At 45.1% G+C, this 19,785-nt stretch carries 17 protein-coding genes and 1 riboswitch; all 17 genes read right to left on the minus strand.

Annotated elements, in window-relative coordinates:
* Positions 1 to 25 precede the first annotated feature (25 nt).
* The 17 genes from MHI51_RS29480 to MHI51_RS29560 all read right to left on the minus strand — a co-directional run bounded on the left by MHI51_RS29480 (position 26) and on the right by MHI51_RS29560 (position 19,615).
* Positions 26 to 1,576, minus strand: coding sequence for a hypothetical protein (locus MHI51_RS29480; RefSeq protein ID WP_405173444.1), 1,551 nt, complete (start codon positions 1,574 to 1,576; stop codon positions 26 to 28).
* Positions 1,573 to 3,126 carry a hypothetical protein gene (locus tag MHI51_RS29485; RefSeq protein WP_076276275.1) on the minus strand — a complete coding sequence of 518 codons (1,554 nt, stop codon included), beginning with the start codon at positions 3,124 to 3,126 and terminating at the stop codon, positions 1,573 to 1,575. Before MHI51_RS29485 ends, MHI51_RS29480 begins: the two co-directional genes overlap by 4 nt.
* Positions 3,127 to 3,157: 31 nt before the next feature.
* Entirely contained in the window at positions 3,158 to 4,312 is a 1,155-nt protein-coding gene (locus MHI51_RS29490) for a glycosyl hydrolase family 8 (protein WP_081387421.1), read from the minus strand.
* A 170-nt stretch (positions 4,313 to 4,482) separates the two neighbouring features.
* Entirely contained in the window at positions 4,483 to 6,528 is a 2,046-nt protein-coding gene (locus MHI51_RS29495) for a catalase (protein WP_076218254.1), read from the minus strand.
* A 137-nt stretch (positions 6,529 to 6,665) separates the two neighbouring features.
* Entirely contained in the window at positions 6,666 to 7,679 is a 1,014-nt protein-coding gene (locus tag MHI51_RS29500) for a potassium channel family protein (RefSeq protein ID WP_405173445.1), read from the minus strand.
* Between the two features lie 87 nt (positions 7,680 to 7,766).
* The gene (locus tag MHI51_RS29505; protein ID WP_038573772.1) at positions 7,767 to 8,159 is read right to left on the minus strand and encodes a DUF350 domain-containing protein; all 393 of its coding nucleotides are present in this window, start codon (positions 8,157 to 8,159) and stop codon (positions 7,767 to 7,769) included.
* A complete protein-coding gene (locus MHI51_RS29510; RefSeq protein WP_232061559.1) occupies positions 8,156 to 8,749 on the minus strand; it encodes a hypothetical protein in 594 nt (197 codons plus the stop codon). The genes MHI51_RS29505 and MHI51_RS29510 overlap by 4 nt, the downstream gene beginning before the upstream one ends.
* Positions 8,750 to 8,818: 69 nt before the next feature.
* On the minus strand, positions 8,819 to 10,021 hold the full coding sequence (locus tag MHI51_RS29515; RefSeq protein WP_076218257.1) for a glutathionylspermidine synthase family protein: 1,203 nt from the start codon (positions 10,019 to 10,021) through the stop codon (positions 8,819 to 8,821).
* Positions 10,018 to 10,707: a hypothetical protein gene (locus tag MHI51_RS29520; protein ID WP_076124098.1), complete on the minus strand. Its 690-nt coding sequence runs from the start codon at positions 10,705 to 10,707 to the stop codon at positions 10,018 to 10,020. The genes MHI51_RS29515 and MHI51_RS29520 overlap by 4 nt, the downstream gene beginning before the upstream one ends.
* Positions 10,708 to 10,735: 28 nt before the next feature.
* Positions 10,736 to 10,954, minus strand: coding sequence for a hypothetical protein (locus tag MHI51_RS29525; protein ID WP_036682196.1), 219 nt, complete (start codon positions 10,952 to 10,954; stop codon positions 10,736 to 10,738).
* Between the two features lie 67 nt (positions 10,955 to 11,021).
* Positions 11,022 to 12,377 (minus strand): MFS transporter, encoded by a 1,356-nt coding sequence (locus MHI51_RS29530; protein ID WP_256718952.1) that lies wholly within the window; start codon positions 12,375 to 12,377, stop codon positions 11,022 to 11,024.
* Positions 12,378 to 12,469: 92 nt separating this feature from the next.
* Positions 12,470 to 13,504, minus strand: coding sequence for a sugar diacid recognition domain-containing protein (locus MHI51_RS29535; protein ID WP_076181893.1), 1,035 nt, complete (start codon positions 13,502 to 13,504; stop codon positions 12,470 to 12,472).
* A 108-nt stretch (positions 13,505 to 13,612) separates the two neighbouring features.
* Positions 13,613 to 14,764, minus strand: a complete 1,152-nt coding sequence (locus MHI51_RS29540) for a glycerate kinase (protein ID WP_405173446.1) — start codon at positions 14,762 to 14,764, stop codon at positions 13,613 to 13,615.
* A gap of 33 nt (positions 14,765 to 14,797) precedes the next feature.
* Positions 14,798 to 16,096 (minus strand): GntP family permease, encoded by a 1,299-nt coding sequence (locus MHI51_RS29545; RefSeq protein WP_076218260.1) that lies wholly within the window; start codon positions 16,094 to 16,096, stop codon positions 14,798 to 14,800.
* Between the two features lie 211 nt (positions 16,097 to 16,307).
* Positions 16,308 to 17,627, minus strand: a complete 1,320-nt coding sequence (locus tag MHI51_RS29550; RefSeq protein WP_076105084.1) for a nucleobase:cation symporter-2 family protein — start codon at positions 17,625 to 17,627, stop codon at positions 16,308 to 16,310.
* Entirely contained in the window at positions 17,621 to 18,235 is a 615-nt protein-coding gene (locus tag MHI51_RS29555; RefSeq protein ID WP_036682464.1) for a xanthine phosphoribosyltransferase, read from the minus strand. Before MHI51_RS29555 ends, MHI51_RS29550 begins: the two co-directional genes overlap by 7 nt.
* Positions 18,236 to 18,403: 168 nt before the next feature.
* A riboswitch (purine riboswitch) is annotated at positions 18,404 to 18,507 on the minus strand.
* Positions 18,508 to 18,667: 160 nt separating this feature from the next.
* Positions 18,668 to 19,615: a sugar-binding transcriptional regulator gene (locus MHI51_RS29560; RefSeq protein ID WP_405173447.1), complete on the minus strand. Its 948-nt coding sequence runs from the start codon at positions 19,613 to 19,615 to the stop codon at positions 18,668 to 18,670.
* Positions 19,616 to 19,785: the final 170 nt, after the last annotated feature.

The raw sequence follows: 19,785 nt of genomic DNA on the forward strand, positions 1-19,785 counted from the left end.
GTCCTCCAAATCACGATTAGTTGTCTCATTTCAAAAACTTTCTGCGATATAACCGGTATCCGATCATTAACAATCCGCCAAACAGCAGCAGAGAAATCATGATCACAACAATAAAAAATTGATTCTGAATATTAAAAAGTCGGGTGAAGCTCTTTTGCTGCTCCTCTGTGTAGCGATAATCGCTATCCACTGTTTCCGGTGTATAGTCCAGGCTTAGAGGTTGTCCATTAATAGAAATCATTCCATCTAATGAGGAGATTGTGTTCTGATCAGTAACGACCTGATGCTCTTCTTGCTTATAATCGGCAAAAGAAACCCAATTCCGTTCCAGACTTCGCAGCATTTCTTCAAGCTGACGCTCATCCTCGGGCATGTCGACGGTGATTACAGTATCCATCGGCAAATGCGGTATCACTTTATTGGATGTATGCAAAGCTTGAAGAAATTCCAGCGGAACGCTATATAAAGAGGATGGAAAGGATTTAGAGGTGTCGCTCTGCTCCATATAATCAATCTGTTCATCCGGATACAACACCACGGAATCAAAAAAGCTCATCCCCGATTCTGAATACTCTTTGTCATACGACCAATGCATTTCCGCTCCGACTCCAAGCGGCCCAAGCCCGTTTTCGGCCAACAGATTGATGAAATCATTCATCTTTCCTTTAAGCGTATGGTCACTGGAGCTTATCGTTGGCATCACCACTGGAGCATTGACCAGAATGCTTCCATTGCTGGATTGCACACTTTTCATGGCCACTAAATAACGCTGCATGGCCGGATAATCGGTATTGCTGAACACAGGCCGCACACTTGCAAGAAACGGAATCCCCAGTTGATACAGCCGCTCACCCGTTTCTGCCAGCAGTTGCAGATCGGAGAAAGGATAGATTTCTTTGATCGCAAGGTACATTTTAGGAGCAGTAGTGATATGGAGCCAATCCTTCAGAACATACGCCATCCCCAGCGTACTGACATTCCCTTGTTCAAAATATGGGGCATATGTATCATTCCCCTTACTCACAGCGTACGGTGCTTGCAGACCCTCCTCCGCAAAAGAGAGTTGACCGAAGGATTTGACCGCCTGACTCGCTACAATATAAGGCATATCCTGCACCTTAGCTTGAATTCCGGAGAACTGTCCGATTTCGAGCTCAGCACTCCCGTCATAGATCACATCAGTGGTTAGCTGTAACGCCTTCGTTAGACTAGCGGGTGGGTTGTACCCGATATGCAAATACTGCCCCTGATAATGCTCCCAATCCTCTATATAGGATTTATTCGTGATCGAAATATCCGCTTCGTTACGGACCATGATCACTCTGGAGTAATTTTTCAGCATCCCCTGCTCGTATTGATCTAGGCTTCGAAGTGTAACCTTTGTCGAGTAAGCTGCCAGCAGACGTTGAAGTTCAGTCACATTTCCATCCTTAGAGGTCCCCTTGGCAAGGCTGTCATAGAGCAGTAAGACTTGTTGTGGCGATGCAGCAGATTGAACAGGAGTGGCGGGCAGCAATAGGATGGTTAAGCTCAGCGTCAGCAGCAATATACAGTATAAGATCCCTCTGCGCTTCAAACACTCACATCCTTTTGAGGCTTTGTAAATGGACTAGACATGGTGGGGCTCTCGTTAACCGGCTTTTTGCGATTTTTGGAGAATCTGCGTCCGATCACACTAGATACTGTCAAAAAGGTCACCAAATCAAAAGATAAAGTGAACAAGAATTCATGCTTGGAAATGTCGGCATCACCGGCACCGATAATCGATACAAAAATGCCTGAAAGACCAATGCCTATCGTAGCGACAATCAATACCATCCGCTGCAATCCTCTAAAATTGCGTGCCTTAATGGCTGTTACAAAGGAAGGCATATACAGACCGATGACAAGCACTGTCCAAAGGAAGATAAAACCTATCGTTCGTGGTGCTAAAGCCTTTTTCAGCTGACTGTATCCAGTAAAAAAGTGACTCTGTGCTCGAAATTCCTTCCCAACAGATTGCTCGTAATTGCCCATCGCCGCTGGTTTAATCGAGAATGCACTTTGAGCAGCTACATTAAGAATCGAGTTAAGCTGATCCGGATTCGATATATAGTATTTAAGGATCGAAACAAATCCGTAACGACTGTAAAAGTTCTCTTGGAGGATCGGCGAATTCACATCAATAGTTCCGTATTTCTCGTAGTAAATGCTATTTTTCAAGATGGCATATTGTTCATCAATATCGAATGACTTCAGTGCCTTCTCCGGATCGGAGGAATCCTTCAGCACCCCTCGGGTCATGGCATGGAACTGGTTAATATTCACGAACTCATCCGAGATATTCAAATAAGTGAACACACCTGCGAACAGGATCAAAGCAAGGGAAACCAGGGTCAGAATACGAAAGATCTTATCCCTGCGAATCCAAAGGATTGAACACCCCAGAACCGCAATGATTATACCCACTGGCGCATTTTGCTGCTTGGAAGTAGTCAGGATAATCGTACTGATCAAGAACAGGGCCAGCAGCACGTAGTCATTGTATCTTTTTTGATATAACAACAACCAAGCTGCGAACATAGTAATCATCGTGATCATCACGACGCTCTCACCGTAAAAGGAGTTGAAATAAGCGGTATACCCGGTATCTCCAAATATAAAAATAGCAATACCTGCAGTGACCCATCCCTGCTTGCGGGTCATCCCCCATGTAATAGCCTCTATTAATAAGTAGATCGCCGCAACATATAAAATCGTGTAAATGACTGCTTGAAACCGGATATCGAAAACCTCGCTGCTAAAAAACAGCTTATTAAGTCCAATGGCCAGCTGGATAAATAGGGACTGTGAAGAAAATAATGTCGCGCCATTCTCATTAAAATATTGAAAGATTCCATATTGCTTTACAAAATAACCAAAGTATTGCTCGTCATAATCCGGCAGATTGAAATAAATTCCGTTACTATAGATGCTGCGAAAAAAATCACCATTATCCGCCATTCCGACATACGGGGCGGTAAATAAGGCGATGATGGTTATAAGCAACACTCCAACAGCAGTGATAAAAGCCGGGGACAATGGCAACGGTAGGTTAGCGAGTGTCATCCCCTGCCTCAGAGGTGATTTCACCGTGTTGTTTATCATGCAGATTCACCTTCGTTACTATAGGTTTAAATTAATAGACATAGGCCAATGATGCCATCAGATTGTCAAAGGAATAGGCTTGGCCACTAGCTACATCGCCGAAGCCTCCATACAGTGAGCTGCCGGCATCGGTTATTCTGAACTCGTTCATTCTTTCAATGCTTTTGCGATAGAGTGCATCGTCTCCGATCTCGGCACCAATCATAGCCGTAATGGCGTAAATGGCTGTTGAGCGAATATCGTTAAGCGGCTTTCCCTCACGCGAATATTGTCCATATAATGTGCCAGCCTCGACCTGCTGCTTGATAAAATTAATGCTGGAGGATTTCTGCTGGTCTACCTCTGCCAAAGCCAGAATAGACAGTAGCGATTCTACTGTATTGATATTCTCCGAACTATAGGTTCCACTCTCATAATTAAACCTTGTTTCATAGAAGGGAAACTCATCTGATAAATATCCATCTTTCAGAATAACGCTCATATTATTCAACAAAAAGTCACGAGATTCTCCAGAAACCGACAATTTTTGCATTGTACCTAAATCAATATAACATAAAGTAACGAATGTGTTGGTTTTTTTGTAATTTTCATCATAGAAGTCATACATATATCCATTTTTTACATTATAGTTATAAAACCTCTCACCATACTTAGCCGCTTCTTCTGTATATTGTTTATCTCTAAACGTATCCCCCGCTTCATAAAGCGCACGAATGATACGTAAGTCATCAACGGCAGCATTCACAGGATATAATTTCTGCTGTTTAGGGCTATATCGGTAGCTAAAACCACCCTTCATATCAAAGGTTTGCTTAGCCAGCGCCCATTCTTCTGCAAATCGCTCTTTCTCACCACTCCGTACGGCTGCCAGCATCCTCAGAGAGGCAGACTCACTTAGAATCTCATGGCCGCTTGCTGCTTCCCCGGATTGCTCTGTTTCAATTAAATTCGTATAAACACCGGACGAGCCGGTAAGCTTCGTAACAATAAATTGCTCTAAAGCATCCAATTCCTGTGAAAGGTCCCCCATATCATTATTAGCCGAACCCGTAGGATTCGGTGGCTCTGTTGTATGAACATTCGCGGAGGGCGAGGGTGTTGATGCCGGCATTGCTGTTTGCTCGCATGCTGTTAATGCTGTAAAACCTGTAAGTACCACTACAGCAACAGCTATCTCTTTCCTCAAAAAATCACCTCTCTAAGCATCTGCTTATATTGCCTAGTATTATCTATAACGGTAATATACATCACATCCTTAATCCAAATGTTAAATTTATGAAACCATTAGATGAAAAAAAAGAGGCATCCACACGCCTTCTGACGAGCAGATCCTCCTTTTTCTGTCATCTACTTACTTTATTCCATACGTTCCCAAAAACGATGGGCAGTAATGGCTGCAACGAAGCTAGCCGCGAAAACTTCCCCACCATCGCCTATTATGACTCCCGGACTGCTTCTATGTTCATCTGTTGCAAGCAGCTCAGCAAGTATTGTCGTCATCGCGATAGGTTTAAAATGTGCATAGGCTTGGTTGAGGAATAACGCTGCATCTTTATGGAATTTCTTGCGTTCCGCATTTCCACCAGCCGCATAAATCGCATCGAAGAGCACCGAATCTGTAGTGGACAAGGTATGGATGACTTCAAGCTCTGTGCCGCTTGAGCCTTTAATAAATCCAAGCTTATCACTGATTAGCTCCGGTTGTATCCCAGCTCCCATAAGCGTGTCCAACACAGGCATTACCGCAGCTTCATCAAAACCATCTCCGATAATCACGCCTACTTTCCGCGTGTTGGGATGTTTTTTCGTATTAGCCTGACTTAAGGCAGGGGAAGCTTGAGTGACCTCGGAACCGCCAACTTCTGGAGCCGCTACTCCAATGGCTTCTGCCACAGGTACAGCAAGCTCGGAGGTAATGTTAGCAAGCATATTTACGACCTGCTGTCGGACCGACTTACTCTTAACCTTTCCAAGCTCAAAAGAATAAGCTTCGATAATATGCAATTGTTCCGGAGGGCTCATACTATTCCAGAATAACTTGGCTTGTGAAAAATGATCCTCAAAGCTTTTACTCCGGCTCCGTACCTTACGGCCCTCAACCTTTTCTTGATAATGCACATAACCGCCTTCAGCCTCTGGGACAGGTCTCGGCGTGTTTTGGGCCAGAGAATTATTATGATAACTCACAGTGCCCTGATTAATCGTCTGCCGCCCATATCCGTCACGCTGGTTGTTGTGAAAAGGACAAACCGGTCTATTGATCGGCAGTTCGTGGAAGTTAGGACCTCCAAGCCGAATCAGCTGGGTATCCGTATAAGAGAACAATCTGCCCTGAAGTAGGGGGTCATTGGTGAAATCAATCCCTGGCACTACATGTCCGGGGTGGAAAGCCACCTGCTCCGTTTCGGCAAAAACATTATCCACGTTGCGGTTCAAGGTCATTTTCCCAACGATCTGCACGGGCACGTCTTCCTCTGGCCATAGCTTTGTAGGGTCCAGCACATCGAAATCAAACTTGAATTCGTCTTCTTCACTAAGAAGCTGAATGCCCAGCTCGTATTCCGGAAAGTTGCCGGCTTCAATCGATTCCCATAAATCACGGCGGTGAAAGTCAGGGTCCGCTCCGGATATTTTCTGTGCTTCGTCCCACACCAAAGAGTGTACACCAAGCACTGGTTTCCAATGGAATTTAACAAAATGCGCTTTCCCCTGTTCATTGATCAGACGGAAGGTGTGAACTCCAAACCCTTCCATCATCCGGAAGCTTCGCGGAATGGCGCGGTCAGACATCAGCCACATCGCCATATGGGCCGATTCCTGATTATTGGCGATGAAATCCCAGAAGGTATCATGGGCTGATGCTGCCTGAGGCATTTCATTATGCGGCTCCGGCTTAAGCGCATGCACTAGATCAGGGAACTTAATCGCATCCTGTATAAAAAAGACCGGCATATTATTGCCTACCAAATCATAATTGCCTTCTTCGGTATAAAATTTGGTCGAGAAGCCCCGGGCATCCCGCACAGTTTCGGCTGAACCCCGTGATCCTGCTACCGTTGAGAACCGGACAAACACCGGGGTCTTCACGGATGGATCTTGAAGGAATTTCGCCTTCGTATATTCTTTCAACGATTTATATACTTCAAACTCCCCGTGGGCGGCAAATCCGCGTGCATGCACGATCCGCTCAGGAATCCGCTCGTGATCAAAATGGGTCATTTTTTCCCGAAAATGAAAATCCTCCAGCAAGGTTGGCCCCCGGTCACCGGCTTTTAGGGAGAACTCATCCTCGGACACTTTCAATCCCTGATTGGTTGTTAAAGCGTGACCTTCGTCCTTACTGCGAAACTGTTCCAGTTGCTCATTTTTGCTATTTCCGTTCACTTTTTGCTGTTCACTCATTAACAATGGCTCCTTCCGAAAGGTAGAGTAACGATAATATTCATCTCTTACCCTTAAGGAAGGAACGGCAAACAAAAAGAAGCGGAATTCCGAGAAGCCATTCTCCCGAAAATCCGCTTTACTCGCTTATCACTGACCTAACCTTTAATTCTCCGATACGTCTCTTCATCCGAAACAATATATAATCTAGCCTCTTTAGGAATAGGCTGGTCCAGCTTGCGATTGATGCTAAGGTCACTACGATCCGAGAGTAAAGTTGCACCTTGAAGGAGCAATTCCTGAAACGCCTGCCCATAGGTCTTCCATGCACTATTCACTGGAATCTCATAAATATCATCCCCATACTGGCGGCTCAGCAGCTGCGTAATCACCTCTGAATTCCCCTCTTGCAGAGCGGATCGGACAGTCAATCTAGAAATGGCATCATGCGACAGAACGAATTCATTGACCTGAACATGCCTGAAATTCTGTATATTCTTCTCCTGCATAATTTCTACGGTAGTATGTACTTGTGGCGCTATGCGCTCAATGCTGGAGGCGATAAGCAGAGATTTCCCGTCAATTAGCGATGCTTCATCAATCCGTGTGTCTCCGAACACAATGGCTGCCCTAGCTTCGTGTATGTTAGCTTTAAGGAGAATCTCATCGCTGGAAGCATCACCGCTTACAAAGTGGACCTGTTCCATATGCTCCAGCGGATGCCGTCCTATCTCATCAATGATGACGATATGACATTTAGGTGAATAGCATAACACCTCATCTACCGCAGCTTGCGCTTTCTTACTCCAATTGATTAATATCACATGATCCTTTCCCCGGAAGCTCAAAGTTCCTGCTCCTCTCCTTCTCTGTACCTCTGCAATAGAGTCAATGACCTTGCCAATAACCAAGCTGAGAAGACCAATCCCAAAAATATATAGAAACATGGTGAATAGCTTACCAACTACCGTCTCGGCAAAATAATCCCCATACCCAACGGTGGCCATCGTTGTCATAACCCAATAGAAGGCATTAAACCAGTTGTGGAATGTACTCGGTTCAAGCAGGTAAGCTATCGATGCGCTAAGAATTATAAAGATCAAAATAATCAGACCGATCGACCGTTTGCGTAAACGCATCATCCTGTTGGATATTCTCAGAAAAAAATGCATCTGCCATCCCTTCCTCACATTAATAAAGCTGCCTCTCGAGGTTATTACTGAGGGCAGCCTTATCCATGTCCATCTGCGATTTGTGAACTAAACAATCAAACTGCTGACTGCAAATGCTGTGCCGATAAACACCAAGCAGAGCATGGTGCCTACTGCCACATTGCCTTTTTCCAGATGTTCTGAAATTTTAAAGCTTGGGGTCGCCAATTCAAAAATCCAATAAGCAGCGATGAGGCACACATAACCGACAGCAAACCAAATGATCATATGCAGAATAGAGGTATTCGTATACGCCGCTACTCCAATGATAATTGCTGTAGCGAGAAATTTGCCGCCAAGCGCTAGAGCTACAGCCACATTCCCTTTTTTCAGCTCTTCCATATCCTTGAACGGGGTCATCAAGCCAAAGATAACCATACCCAACAATTGCAGAAGAATAATCACAAATATACTGACTATTAAATTAACAACAATCGTCACTTTGCCCACCCCCGAAATTTCGCATATGCCGAGTCATAATCGGCGAAATCATGTACTTCCTCAAGGACTACGGAAGCGGTCTTTTCTTTCTCTAATGCTGCATAACGCTCATCGTCTATCGGCTGCTTGATCCGGTTGCCGGAAGGCAGCTCGAGGACGGCAAAGTTTCTTGTCTTCTCATTATATTTTGTCTTGTATACTCCTACAAGATCAACATCTGTAGTTACCGATACCTTAAGGTTGGTAAGATCCTCGACTGCTGTTTTTTCATCGGGATACGATTTAATGGTCGTCCAGGAAGAGAGGCGGACTTCATTGCGTTGGTCGGCATCTGTGATCAGCTCAGCGTCCATGAACTGCAGTGTCCATATTTTATCGCCAGTAGCATAATTCTCATCATTCGGCAGCAGCTCATTATCCGGCAACACCGTCATATCGCTACCAATTAGATCACCTACAGTACTCTCCACAACCCGGTAATCCCAAGGTACCCGTGCAACACTGTCAGAAGTTTCGGCAGTGCCTGAATCAAACACACTCCCCTGATTACTGGAACATGCACTAAGCAGCAATACCGTTAGAAGCATCATACATAAAGCCCCGATCCGGGCCTTTACTAATCTGGTAGACGACTTGTTTATAGCCTTACTTTTATCCAACTATCTCACTCCCAACGCGATAAAATGACTGGCATTGCCCGTAATCAGTCCGCCAGCCCGGCCGAGCAGCCCACACGGCTTCCCATTAATGACGAACATGCCTGTCAGTAGGTGGAATTCACCTTTGGCGGTGTGTATTCGGGCTAGTTCAGCTCTTTTTTGATATACAGAGGGAAAAAGCTGACTGCTATCATAACCCTCTTCGTCCTCAATTTCTAGAGTTCCACTATCGTCAAAGAGACGTACAGAACCGCCTTCGCGGCCAAATACAGATTTGGACACAAAGCTGCCAGAGAACACAGGCTTATTATAAGTCGGCAAAATATAACGTGAGATCGCCTCACGCTCTTCATTGTCAAATAATAAGCCAAGCTCATACATTCCCCACACAGCTGCAATCAATCCCTTAGACTGCAACAGGATACTGTGCGGTCCATTAAAAAGCTGAAGATTTCCCTGTTCAACAGCATAGGCAAGTGCATCTCCACCCTCATCGACGGCCATCCACTCTTTAGGATATAGGGCGAACATCCGCTTTATCACCCGGTCCTCCCCGTCCTTCAAAATGCCCTCATCGACCCACAGATCGAGACAATCCACACACTGAATAGTAAGCCCGCTATGTCTGGCCAAGGCTTCAATCGTACCCGAATCTTCAAGATGAGAGCCATAAGCAACACAAGCTGCGGTATCTGGTCGTTCTATCTGCCAGGCTGCGGCAAGTTGTTCCTTCATCGCATGATTTGGACTAGTCACACCCGCCTGTTCACAGATCCAAGGTGTTGCTATGGAAGCCTCCACATAACCTGTAGGTGTATCGGCATTCAGTTCCAGAAGCTTGATGGTTCCATCATTAGCTATCGCAAAATCGAACCTTGCATACCGACTGATTAGACCTTCTTCCGGAATAGAAAACCCGTCAAGCATCTCCCAAAGAACAGGAGGAATGCCCAGCAGCTCATACAAATCGCGTTTTAGATGTATATACCGAACCGCTTTATCGAGGATAGCCCACAGCTTTGCGGAGGCTTCCTCAAGCTCTTTATAAATGTCGCTGCGCATCACAGCTATTGCATCCATCCAGTACTCTTCTTCCTCTAGATCTGCCCAAGTGAACCCAAGCTCATGCAGCGCTTGTACCCGTGGGCCCCGCTCCAGATCAGACAAATCTAGAATCTCAAACACGCTCTGCTGATCACTCATCCGCCGAAACCACTCTTACTGGAACCAGATCTCGATGAAGATTTCGAGCCTGAGCTTGATTTAGAGTTCTTCGAAGAGTTTAAGCCACTGGAAGTGCCACCGATTCCGTTCTTTGAAGAGGAACCTCTTCTCGTGATGGAACCCGTGGATGAGGTTGAGGTTTTAGGTTTCACTACAGAACCGGGCACCTTTTTATTCTGAAACTTTTCGCTGCTATAAGTAGGTGGTTTATAAGTGGTTCTCGTGCCTCCATAATAGGTAGGACGGTCCTTAGCCCATCCTCTGGAGGAGTAATTGGCACCGCTGTTAAACAACATGTGATACAGAAGCAAATCCGTCCAGCCAAAACCTGAATGATAACCGCCATAGTTATTCACTACCGTTGTTCCGTTTGAAGTTACTACGCCTTGGCCTTGCTCCTCTACCTCTTTCGTACCTTCTTCGGGGTAGGGAATATTCCAATCCACATTTTTATCAAAATAAGCTTTAACCTCTTCATTAGACCAAGAGACTAGCTGTGGTTCGCCCGCAGAAGTATTCGCGCTAGCCCCCGCTCCGCCAGGAATAAACATAGCATTCGCTAATAAGGCTATGCCTAGCGATGTTGATAATACACGGATGGGTTTGCCATCTGCGGTAAATAATTTTGATGCAGGCAATTCCTTATCCCTTTCTTCTTTAGCCATCGTAAGGTTCTCCTTCCCTGATGATCTTCTATCCCTCAGTGTGCATCGGAACAAGCAAAAGCTCCAGCTTGCCTTCATCCACATTCAGTCGTCCTTCAACCGCCTCATATTCCTTACTGCCCACCACTATATAATTGACATGTTCAAGTGCAGTTATCATATTCATGCTCCACGTACGCTCTTCAATCACTCGTAGATCACCTTCTGGCATTTTTTCGATTAAAACTACACTCATCCCGTTATCCATTATTACCATTCCTTCCTTATATCTGCTATAGCATCTGATACGTTTTTATCACCTTTTCGTTTCAGTTCTAAGCTTGTATAGATTGCCCAGCATTACTTTTGGAATAAGAACGTCTATATAAAAGGAGAACTCCTAACGAACACAAGCTGACAACGAGCAACAGTCCGTATACATGCTCATATGCTTTTGCCGGCGCAAGATCACGCTGAGCATGCAGCAACAGCCCACAGACCGCAACAGATACAGAACCTCCAAAGAACTGAATCAGTTGTAAAAGCCCCATACCTGAACCAATCCAAGTTCGCGGAAGAACCCGAGAAGCTTCATTATTTAAGGATGCCATTGTCGCCGAGAAGGCCGGAGAGAAGCAAAGATAACCAAGCAGAAGAACTACAGGAGATACAGAAAGGTTCAGCGCAAATGCAGCCATAACAGCGGCAAGAATACAATGCCCTATGATTAAGAAGCGCAAGTTGCCATACCGGTCAATAAAACGTCCAACAAAACGGGTAAGAAATGCAGATAATAACGCACCTGGTGCGATAAACAAACCAATCATCAACGCGGATTTACCAAACAGATTAGCGAGTACAAGCGGCATCAGGAACAAATTCCCCAAGTTCAGCACCAGAATACAAAAGCCTATGGTAACTAGCTTCAAGTATCCCGGCATTTTTAGCAGCTGCGGGTTAATAAAGGATTCCTTCGCCTTCTTCAAATACCAAGCGTGCACGATAATAGACACTACGCCCACTGCCAACCATACCAGAGATTGGGTGGTTACAGCTACCAGCAGACTTGCTGCATTTACAACGGTCAGCGCCGCCCCAATAACGTCAAAGCTTGCAGGCTTCGGCTGTTCCTTAGGTAATAACCGCAGTAGTACTGGCAATACAACAAGCACAAGGCAAGTAATTCCGAATAACCCGTTCCAGCCAAAATACTGACTGATGACACCACCAAAAATCGGGCCCAAACCAAAGGCCATTGCACTCCCTGCGGAGATCATGGCGATAGCCGCACCACGTCTTTCAATAGGCACATAACGGCTAGCCAGTACGAGACCCAATCCAGCCATCGCACCCGCGCCAGCAGATTGTACTATTCTCGTTATCAATAATGTATTAAAGTCATGCGCAAATAATCCAAACACTGAGGCCAACCCGAGAGTAATTAAGCCAACGGTCAAAAGTCTCCGAATCGGCACCACGTCTGATAAGCGGCTATAAATAACCGTCGATAAAGCATATCCAATCGAATAGCTCGAAATTACCCATGAACCTAGATCAGCAGAAATTTGGAGATCCTGAATAATGGTTGGAAGTGATACATTAAACATCGTTGTGTTCATCACTACGATAAAAAGGCACATGGTCCATAATGGCATGACTACTTTATCATTCATTACTACTTTCTCATTCATTCCTATCCATCCCTGTCCTAATTTATCTATACAAGCTTATCTAAGTTTATGCCTATAAAATCAGGATGGCAATTGGAATAGGGGGATTTAGACTACTTACGCCACATCAATCCGCACAACAATTCAAACAACTCCATGTAGTTGCGTGGATTTTTGCCCGTTAATGTATGAATGCGATTAAGCCGGTAGTTCAGTGTATTTCGGTGAATATTCAGCTTCTGTACAGTACGATTATGGTCCCCATTCTCAGCAATAAATACTTGCAGTGTTTCAATCAGGCCTGTCTTATCGCCCGACTGATCCAGTAGAGCATAAATCGTCCCGGGCCGTTCTGCCCCGTCATAGGAGAGATGAATTAAGAATCTTAGTTCTTCATAAGTGTACAGTATCTTGAGCGGGTCGACTCTACTACCAACACTAATCGCCGCCTGGGCCTGTTCAAGTGAATAAGCAGCTAACTCCTCTGCTTCGCCAGAACCTATTCGCCCCACATTCGCACATGAATTTAGTTTTCCTATGAGCTCTTTATAAAGAAAAACATCCGTTATAAAAAAAACCGCCTTATCATTCTCCAAATTCCAGTAATGTGGATAGGACCTAAATACATTTTTGAATTCTTTTCCGTTCACATCGCCTTCCACTAGGATCGCCCAGCATTTTTTCTTAAGATCAAGCCCATAACTGCCCGCCCGTTCCAGAAACTCAAGATCATATGCTTCTTTACGATAAGACAATTCATGATAAAATTTCACACGTTTTACTCGCTCATCCTGTTCCAGCTTGTTCCTTGCTTCCTGCTCAATAAGTAATATAGTAGTGACTCTGACCAGCTTACTAAACGGCCTAACCTCATCTGGATGTCCCGTAATACCTACCACACCCAAAACTTTATGATCTATAATAATGGGTTCATTCACCCCCGGCTTCATGCCGCTGCCATCCTCGTACACTTCAAAGACATGCCCACTTTGAATGGCTATTCTCGCTCCCTCATGTAAGGTTCCGACCCGTTTCAGATCTCCGCTCCCCACAATAAAGCCGCTCTCATCCATAACATTAATGTTATAAGGAACTACGCTCATCATTTCTTGTGCTATTTGTCCTGCAAGTGATTTCGATATCTTCATGTCTGTACCTCCTGTCCCTTTATATTCTACTCAGAAAGCTTCTACCTTAAAAAAGAAAAAGGGGCTGACTCCGTTCAGTCAGCCCCTCTATCACTTTGTATAATTCAATCAGCTTCCTTGGTTCAACATGACTAACCTAGCCACATTCTCAGCCGTTCTTTCCAGATTCTCTTGCCCTTTATTCAAGGCATCCTCCAATGAAGCTGCACCTGGCATGATCCCAAAAATAGCATCAATCCCTTTATCATACAGCACTTCCGTCTGATCGCCGATCCGTCCCGCAAAAGCAAGCACAGGTTTATTATATTTCTTAGCGACCTCAGCAACGCCAAGCGGGGTCTTGCCATATTGGGTCTGGAAATCGATGCTTCCTTCCCCGGTCCACACCATGTCCGCCTGCTGCACTTTTTCTTCAAGTCCAGTATAGTCGACCACAAGCTCAATGCCCTTTTTTAATATTCCGTTTAAGAACACCACCAGTCCTGCCCCAAGGCCACCCGCTGCACCAGCACCAGACATATCTATAATATCGAAACCCAATTGCTCTTTGATGACACTCGCATAATGATGCAGATTGCTGTCCAGCTGTTTGATCATATCCGAAGTAGCCCCTTTTTGCGGACCAAATACATTGGAAGCCCCAGTCGGACCACATAATGGATTCGTAACGTCGCAGGCCACTTCAACCTGTACATCCTTAAGGCGAGGGTCAAATCCACTCAGATCAATACGGGCTAATCTGCCGAGCTCCCCACCACCAAACAACAGCTCATTGCCTTCGGCATCCAGCAGCCTGCCGCCTAATGCCTGCACCATCCCGGCGCCTCCGTCATTGGTGGCACTGCCACCGATACCGATCAGCAGCTTGCTGACCCCACGATCCAGACATGCTTTGATTAATTGTCCTGTCCCGTAGGTAGTTGTAATCAACGGGTTACGTGTCTCTGGGGATACCAGCTGAATGCCACTCGCACTAGCCATTTCCAGCACCCCTGTCAGCCCGTCTCCTGTGATTCCGTAGGATGCGCTAACTTCATTGCCCAGTGGCCCTTTAACTTTTGTTATATATACTGTACCTTCCGTTGCATCGACCAAGGACTGCATCGTTCCTTCGCCGCCATCTGCCATGGGTACATGAATACAAGTAATATTAGAATTTACTTTATGAATGCCTTTTTCCATGGCTTCACAAGCTTCTTTGGCTGTCATACTTTCCTTGAAAGAATCCGGTGCCAATACGATGACAAAGTCTTTATTCATAGAATATCCGTCCCTTCTAGTTGCAAATATAAATTATAGGATGAAGCCGTATAATATAGTGGCGACGATAGCCATCGTCAGACCCACGAGACTTTCATAAGGAATCAGTGACATCCGGTCCTTAATGTTCATCTTAACGGAATCAGCGGTCACGTGGAAGAAGTTACCGTGTGGCAGATGGTCAATGACTGTAGCCCCGGTGTGCACCATAATTGCTGCATTTAGCGGCGCTGTGCCCATCGAAAGAATAGCGGGACCAAATGATCCGGCAGCCACGATAGAAGCCGTAGAGGTTGATGCTGTAGCAGCCGCCATCAGGATCCCTGCAATTGGCGCAAGGAACGTTCCGGAAATCCCCATAGCCGTTATTGCATCTACAACAGTAGCACTCAAATCCGATTTTGAGATAATACCAGCGATAGCACCAGCACCAATCAGGATAATGGCTGTACCTGTCATTTTATTTAACCCTGAGGTTGTAAATGAAATGATGTTCTTCGTTTGTTTCATAGCAATCAATCCAATAATGCCGGCAAGAGGCAAGATGATCATAGAATCGACTTTAAATGATTTCAGCAATTCAATATTTAGAATATTTCCGATTGGGTTAATGGCTAGAAGTAAAATAGCGACAACTGGAGCGACGATGGCACGGCCAAAGCTAGGTTTAACCTTAGTACTGTCTTCCTCTTTAGTTACAACGTCACCCTCTGCAATTTTCACACCTTTGTTGACCAGCAGATTAGCAATAATAACAGTGACAATCAGACCCGCAATGGCTGGGATGAATCCATGAATCATGACCTGAGCCAAATCTACATCAAAGCCTTTAGCTACGGCAATGGTGTTCGGGTTCGGTGAAATAATGTTACCGGCTTTACCGCCACCGACCAGTGCGAGCAGCAAAGCGGTTTTGGAAATGCCGATCTTCTTACCTACGGACAAAGCGATTGGAGCGACAATAATGATAGCAACTGTGATGAATACGCCTACCGCTGTAATAATCATAGTTGCCAGCGCTATAGATAATAACGCTTTCTTTTCGCCAAGCTTATCTACTATGGTCTCGGCCATTCGTTCGGCTGCCCCTGATTCAATCAATACCCCGGCCAGCACACCAGCTGCGAGAACACGTACAACTGCCCCCATAACACTATTCGTTCCGTCGATGACATATTGTACTGTCTCTGCAATGGATGCCCCGCCTAATATTCCTCCGGCAATCGCGCCTAAAAAGAGTGCGTAGACCGGGTTAACCTTTTTGAAAATCAATACGACGGCCAGAATCAATCCCGCAATCGCGCCCATCCAGTTAATTACTGTGCCTTCCATCTCTAGTTGCCCCCTAGTATAAGAATTTGACACTATACAGTGTGTAATTTGATAACGCTTTCTAAACTGAGTATACTGCGCTTACAAACCCAATAATATTGACGGGACAACCTATTTTTTTGTGCATATGCACAAGCTCTGAGCATGAGAAAAAGACCAAGCTTAGGTTTCAGCACACCAGAGCTTGGTCTTTTAACATGAATTAGACGTATTAAGAAACTTGAGTTTCTTTCGTTAGAATAGGGGCAGCAGGATCTTCTGCCAGAACATTATCCTTTGTCTTGGAGAGGAAGATATTCAGCACAATCGCTGTAAGGGAACCGGATACGATACCGTTTTGCAGCAGCATCCGAGCGAATTCAGGCAATTGATCGAACATTGCAGGTACAGTTGCCGAACCCAAACCAACAGCGATACTACAAGCGGCAATCAGCAGATTACCATCCTTACGCAGATCTACCTCTGACAGAATCGACATCCCGGAAACAGCAACCGATCCGAACATCACGATCATCGCTCCGCCCAGTACGGCATTGGGAATAACTGTTGTCAGAGCCGCCAATTTAGGCAGTAGTCCAAGCACAACCATAATCCCGCCGGCTGCAAAAATAACATTCCGAGTTTTGACCCGAGTCAGCGAGACCAGACCTACATTTTGCGAAAATGCTGTGTACGGAAATGCATTAAAGATCCCGCCCAGCATAATCGCCAAACCTTCCGAACGCAGCCCGTTTACGATCTGCTTTTGTTCCACTTTCTGATCCGTCACTTTACCAATCGCAAAGTAAACACCTGTGGACTCCACCATACTAACAATATTAACAATGATCATAGTGAAAATAGCCGTAAGATTGAACTGAGGCCATCCGAAGTAGAAAGGCTGTGCAACACTTACCCAAGAGGCTTCACCTACTGTAGAGAAACTAACAATGCCCATTCCATAAGCAATAATTGTACCCACTAAAAGACCTATCAAGACAGAGACCGAGCGAAGAAATCCTGTAGTAAAACGGTTAACCGCTAAAATGACCAGCAGCGTGATCAGTGCAAGCAACAAATTGCGGGGATTCCCAAAATCAGCGCTGCCTTCTCCGCCAGCTACGCTATTCATAGCTACAGGAATAAGAGATAACCCAATAATGGTCACGACTGAGCCCGTTACTATCGTTGGGAAAAACCTCAGTAGCTTCCCATAAAGGGGGGCCGCCAGTACCACGAATAAACCAGATAAAATAATTGCTCCGTACACCGTCGCCAAATTGTTGGCACTGCCGATAGCGATAATCGGCCCTACTGCCGTAAAGGTACATCCAAGAATAACCGGCAGCCTGCTGCCAAAATACTTTGTGCCCATAATCTGCAGCAAAGTAGCTAACCCGCAAGTAAACAAATCAGCTGCGATAAGATAGGCCATTTGGGTGGCATTCAGGTTCAGCGCGTTCCCTACGATCAGCGGAACAACAACTGCTCCGGCATACATCGCCAGTACATGCTGAAATCCTAACGCAAATACTTTTTTCTTGCTTAACATCTCGCACTCTCCTTGATTGGCTCTTTTGAACTTTCATTATCAATGAAGTGAATTTCACCTGGTGACATAGATGTAATCCGGGCTAAAGCATGGACTTCTATCCCTCTATCCTCGAGTAGACTCCGGCCTTCTTGGAAGCATTTTTCAATCACACAACCAACGCCAAGGAGTTCAGCGCCAGCCTCTTGCACGATATCAACCAGTCCAACAAGAGCAGCACCAGTAGCCAAAAAGTCATCTACAATAAGCACCTTATCGCTTGGTCCGATATATTTTTGCGAGACACTAACCATATAATCCTCTTTGCGTGTAAAAGAATGTACCGGCGCGGAATAGACCGCTTCAGATAAGGTCACTGCTTTCTTCTTCTTCGCATATACAAACGGTACGCCTAAGGCGATGGCCGTAGCCATGGCAAATTGAATGCCACTCGCTTCAATAGTGATGATTTTAGTGATAGGCAAATGTCCGAACAACCGCTTGAACTCCTGTCCAATTTGTAAGGCAAGCTCCGTATCCACCTGATGATTCAGAAATGAATCTACCTTTAGTACCGTATCTGATAAAATAAGACCCTCTTGTCTGATGCGCTCTTGAAGTACCTTCATAGTAAACTTGATCTCTCCTTCTGAATTAAAAACAAAAAAAGGACAAATCCCTTGAGTCGTTTCTCTCAAGTGAATTTGTCCTTCTGGGTTTTTGTCCCTTAGTGGTGTAACACTGCATAGTGTCCGCATCGCTCGGTCCAGTCCTTCCATAGTCAGGAAGCGGAACCCTAGATGCGCTATTTCACTCATAGTCGGATAATTACAGTGGTTATCCGGTAGAAACTTATGGGCCATATTCCCAAGATTATATGAGTTGACAAGCAAATATAAGGATAATGTATAATGTGAAACTTATATTTTTATAAATGTTCAATATGAATACCTTGTATATCTTACACGCTCTGTCTGGTGCTTACAAGCAAAATTTTAAGCAATTTACATGCCATTTTCAGGTTATTTTCACGAAATTCAATTGTTTACATTTAGTAGTTACTACTCCAATATCTTCTGCGCTGTTTCTTGGGTCGTTACAAGTACATTCATATAACCCCCATTTAGTGCCCCAAGGATCCCCGTTACCTTCTCAAGTGACTCCGCTACACCAATCGAATACCGTGCTTGCTTAATTTGCTCCAGCTCAATGGTCAGTGTTCGATCCGATATTCCGGTATGCACGGGAATCCCGTTGCCATCATAGAAACGTGAACAGATGTCACCAGCGACCTTTCCATTCTCCAGCTCAGCAATCACTGCATCGCCATAAAAACCGCGCCACGCCTCTTCCCCTTTCATTTCCGGCGATCCGATGCCGAACACAGCGATATCCAGATGGTCCCACGCCTTGGCAATGGTCTGATAATACTGGGAATTCATCAGTTGATCTCTAGTTTCCTTTTGCTCCGTGATCGCTGGAACATCAATCATTAACGAGCGCGCACCCCATTTTAGAGCAGCTTGATAACAGATGTTATTTACATGGTACCCGCTCTCCATCTTTCCTGATGGGCCGCCGACCGTAGGTACACAGGTTACAAATGGTCTCTGGGCTTGTGTTAGGCTATCTACGACGGCAGCTAAACTGCTTCCCCAAGAAAATCCAATCGTATCTTTCGGGAGAAGCACTTGCTCGAGCCATCTCGCACAGGCTTGTCCTATAGCTTTGCGTTTAATCGTGCTGGACTGTGCAGGATCTACCTCGACAACAATGGCTTCCCGTAGCCCGAACCGCTCCTTCAGCTCCTGCTCCAATGTAAAATGATCGCCAGTATCGTAATTAATAGTTATTGTAACGATCCCTTCTTCACGTACCCTCTTTAGCATCCTGCTGATGGTGGTACGATATATACCAAGTTTGCTGGAGATTTCACTCTGCGTTAAATTCTGTTCATAATACATTTGTGCTATTTTAATAAGCAGCTTCTTATCTTCTTTTCGATCCATGTTACAACGCCCCCGCGTATTCAACAGTTTGACGGATTTAGACCCCCCCGCTATACTGTAGACGATTGTTTTGCACATTTATTATTATATTGCACAAATGTGCTTAATATCAAAACTTTTATGAAGATGAATGGTTCAGATGGAATCAAGGTATCTCTAAATAAAAACAA

It is taken from the genome of Paenibacillus sp. FSL H8-0260, assembly GCF_045040625.1.
Lineage (GTDB): Bacteria > Bacillota > Bacilli > Paenibacillales > Paenibacillaceae > Paenibacillus_AQ > Paenibacillus_AQ odorifer.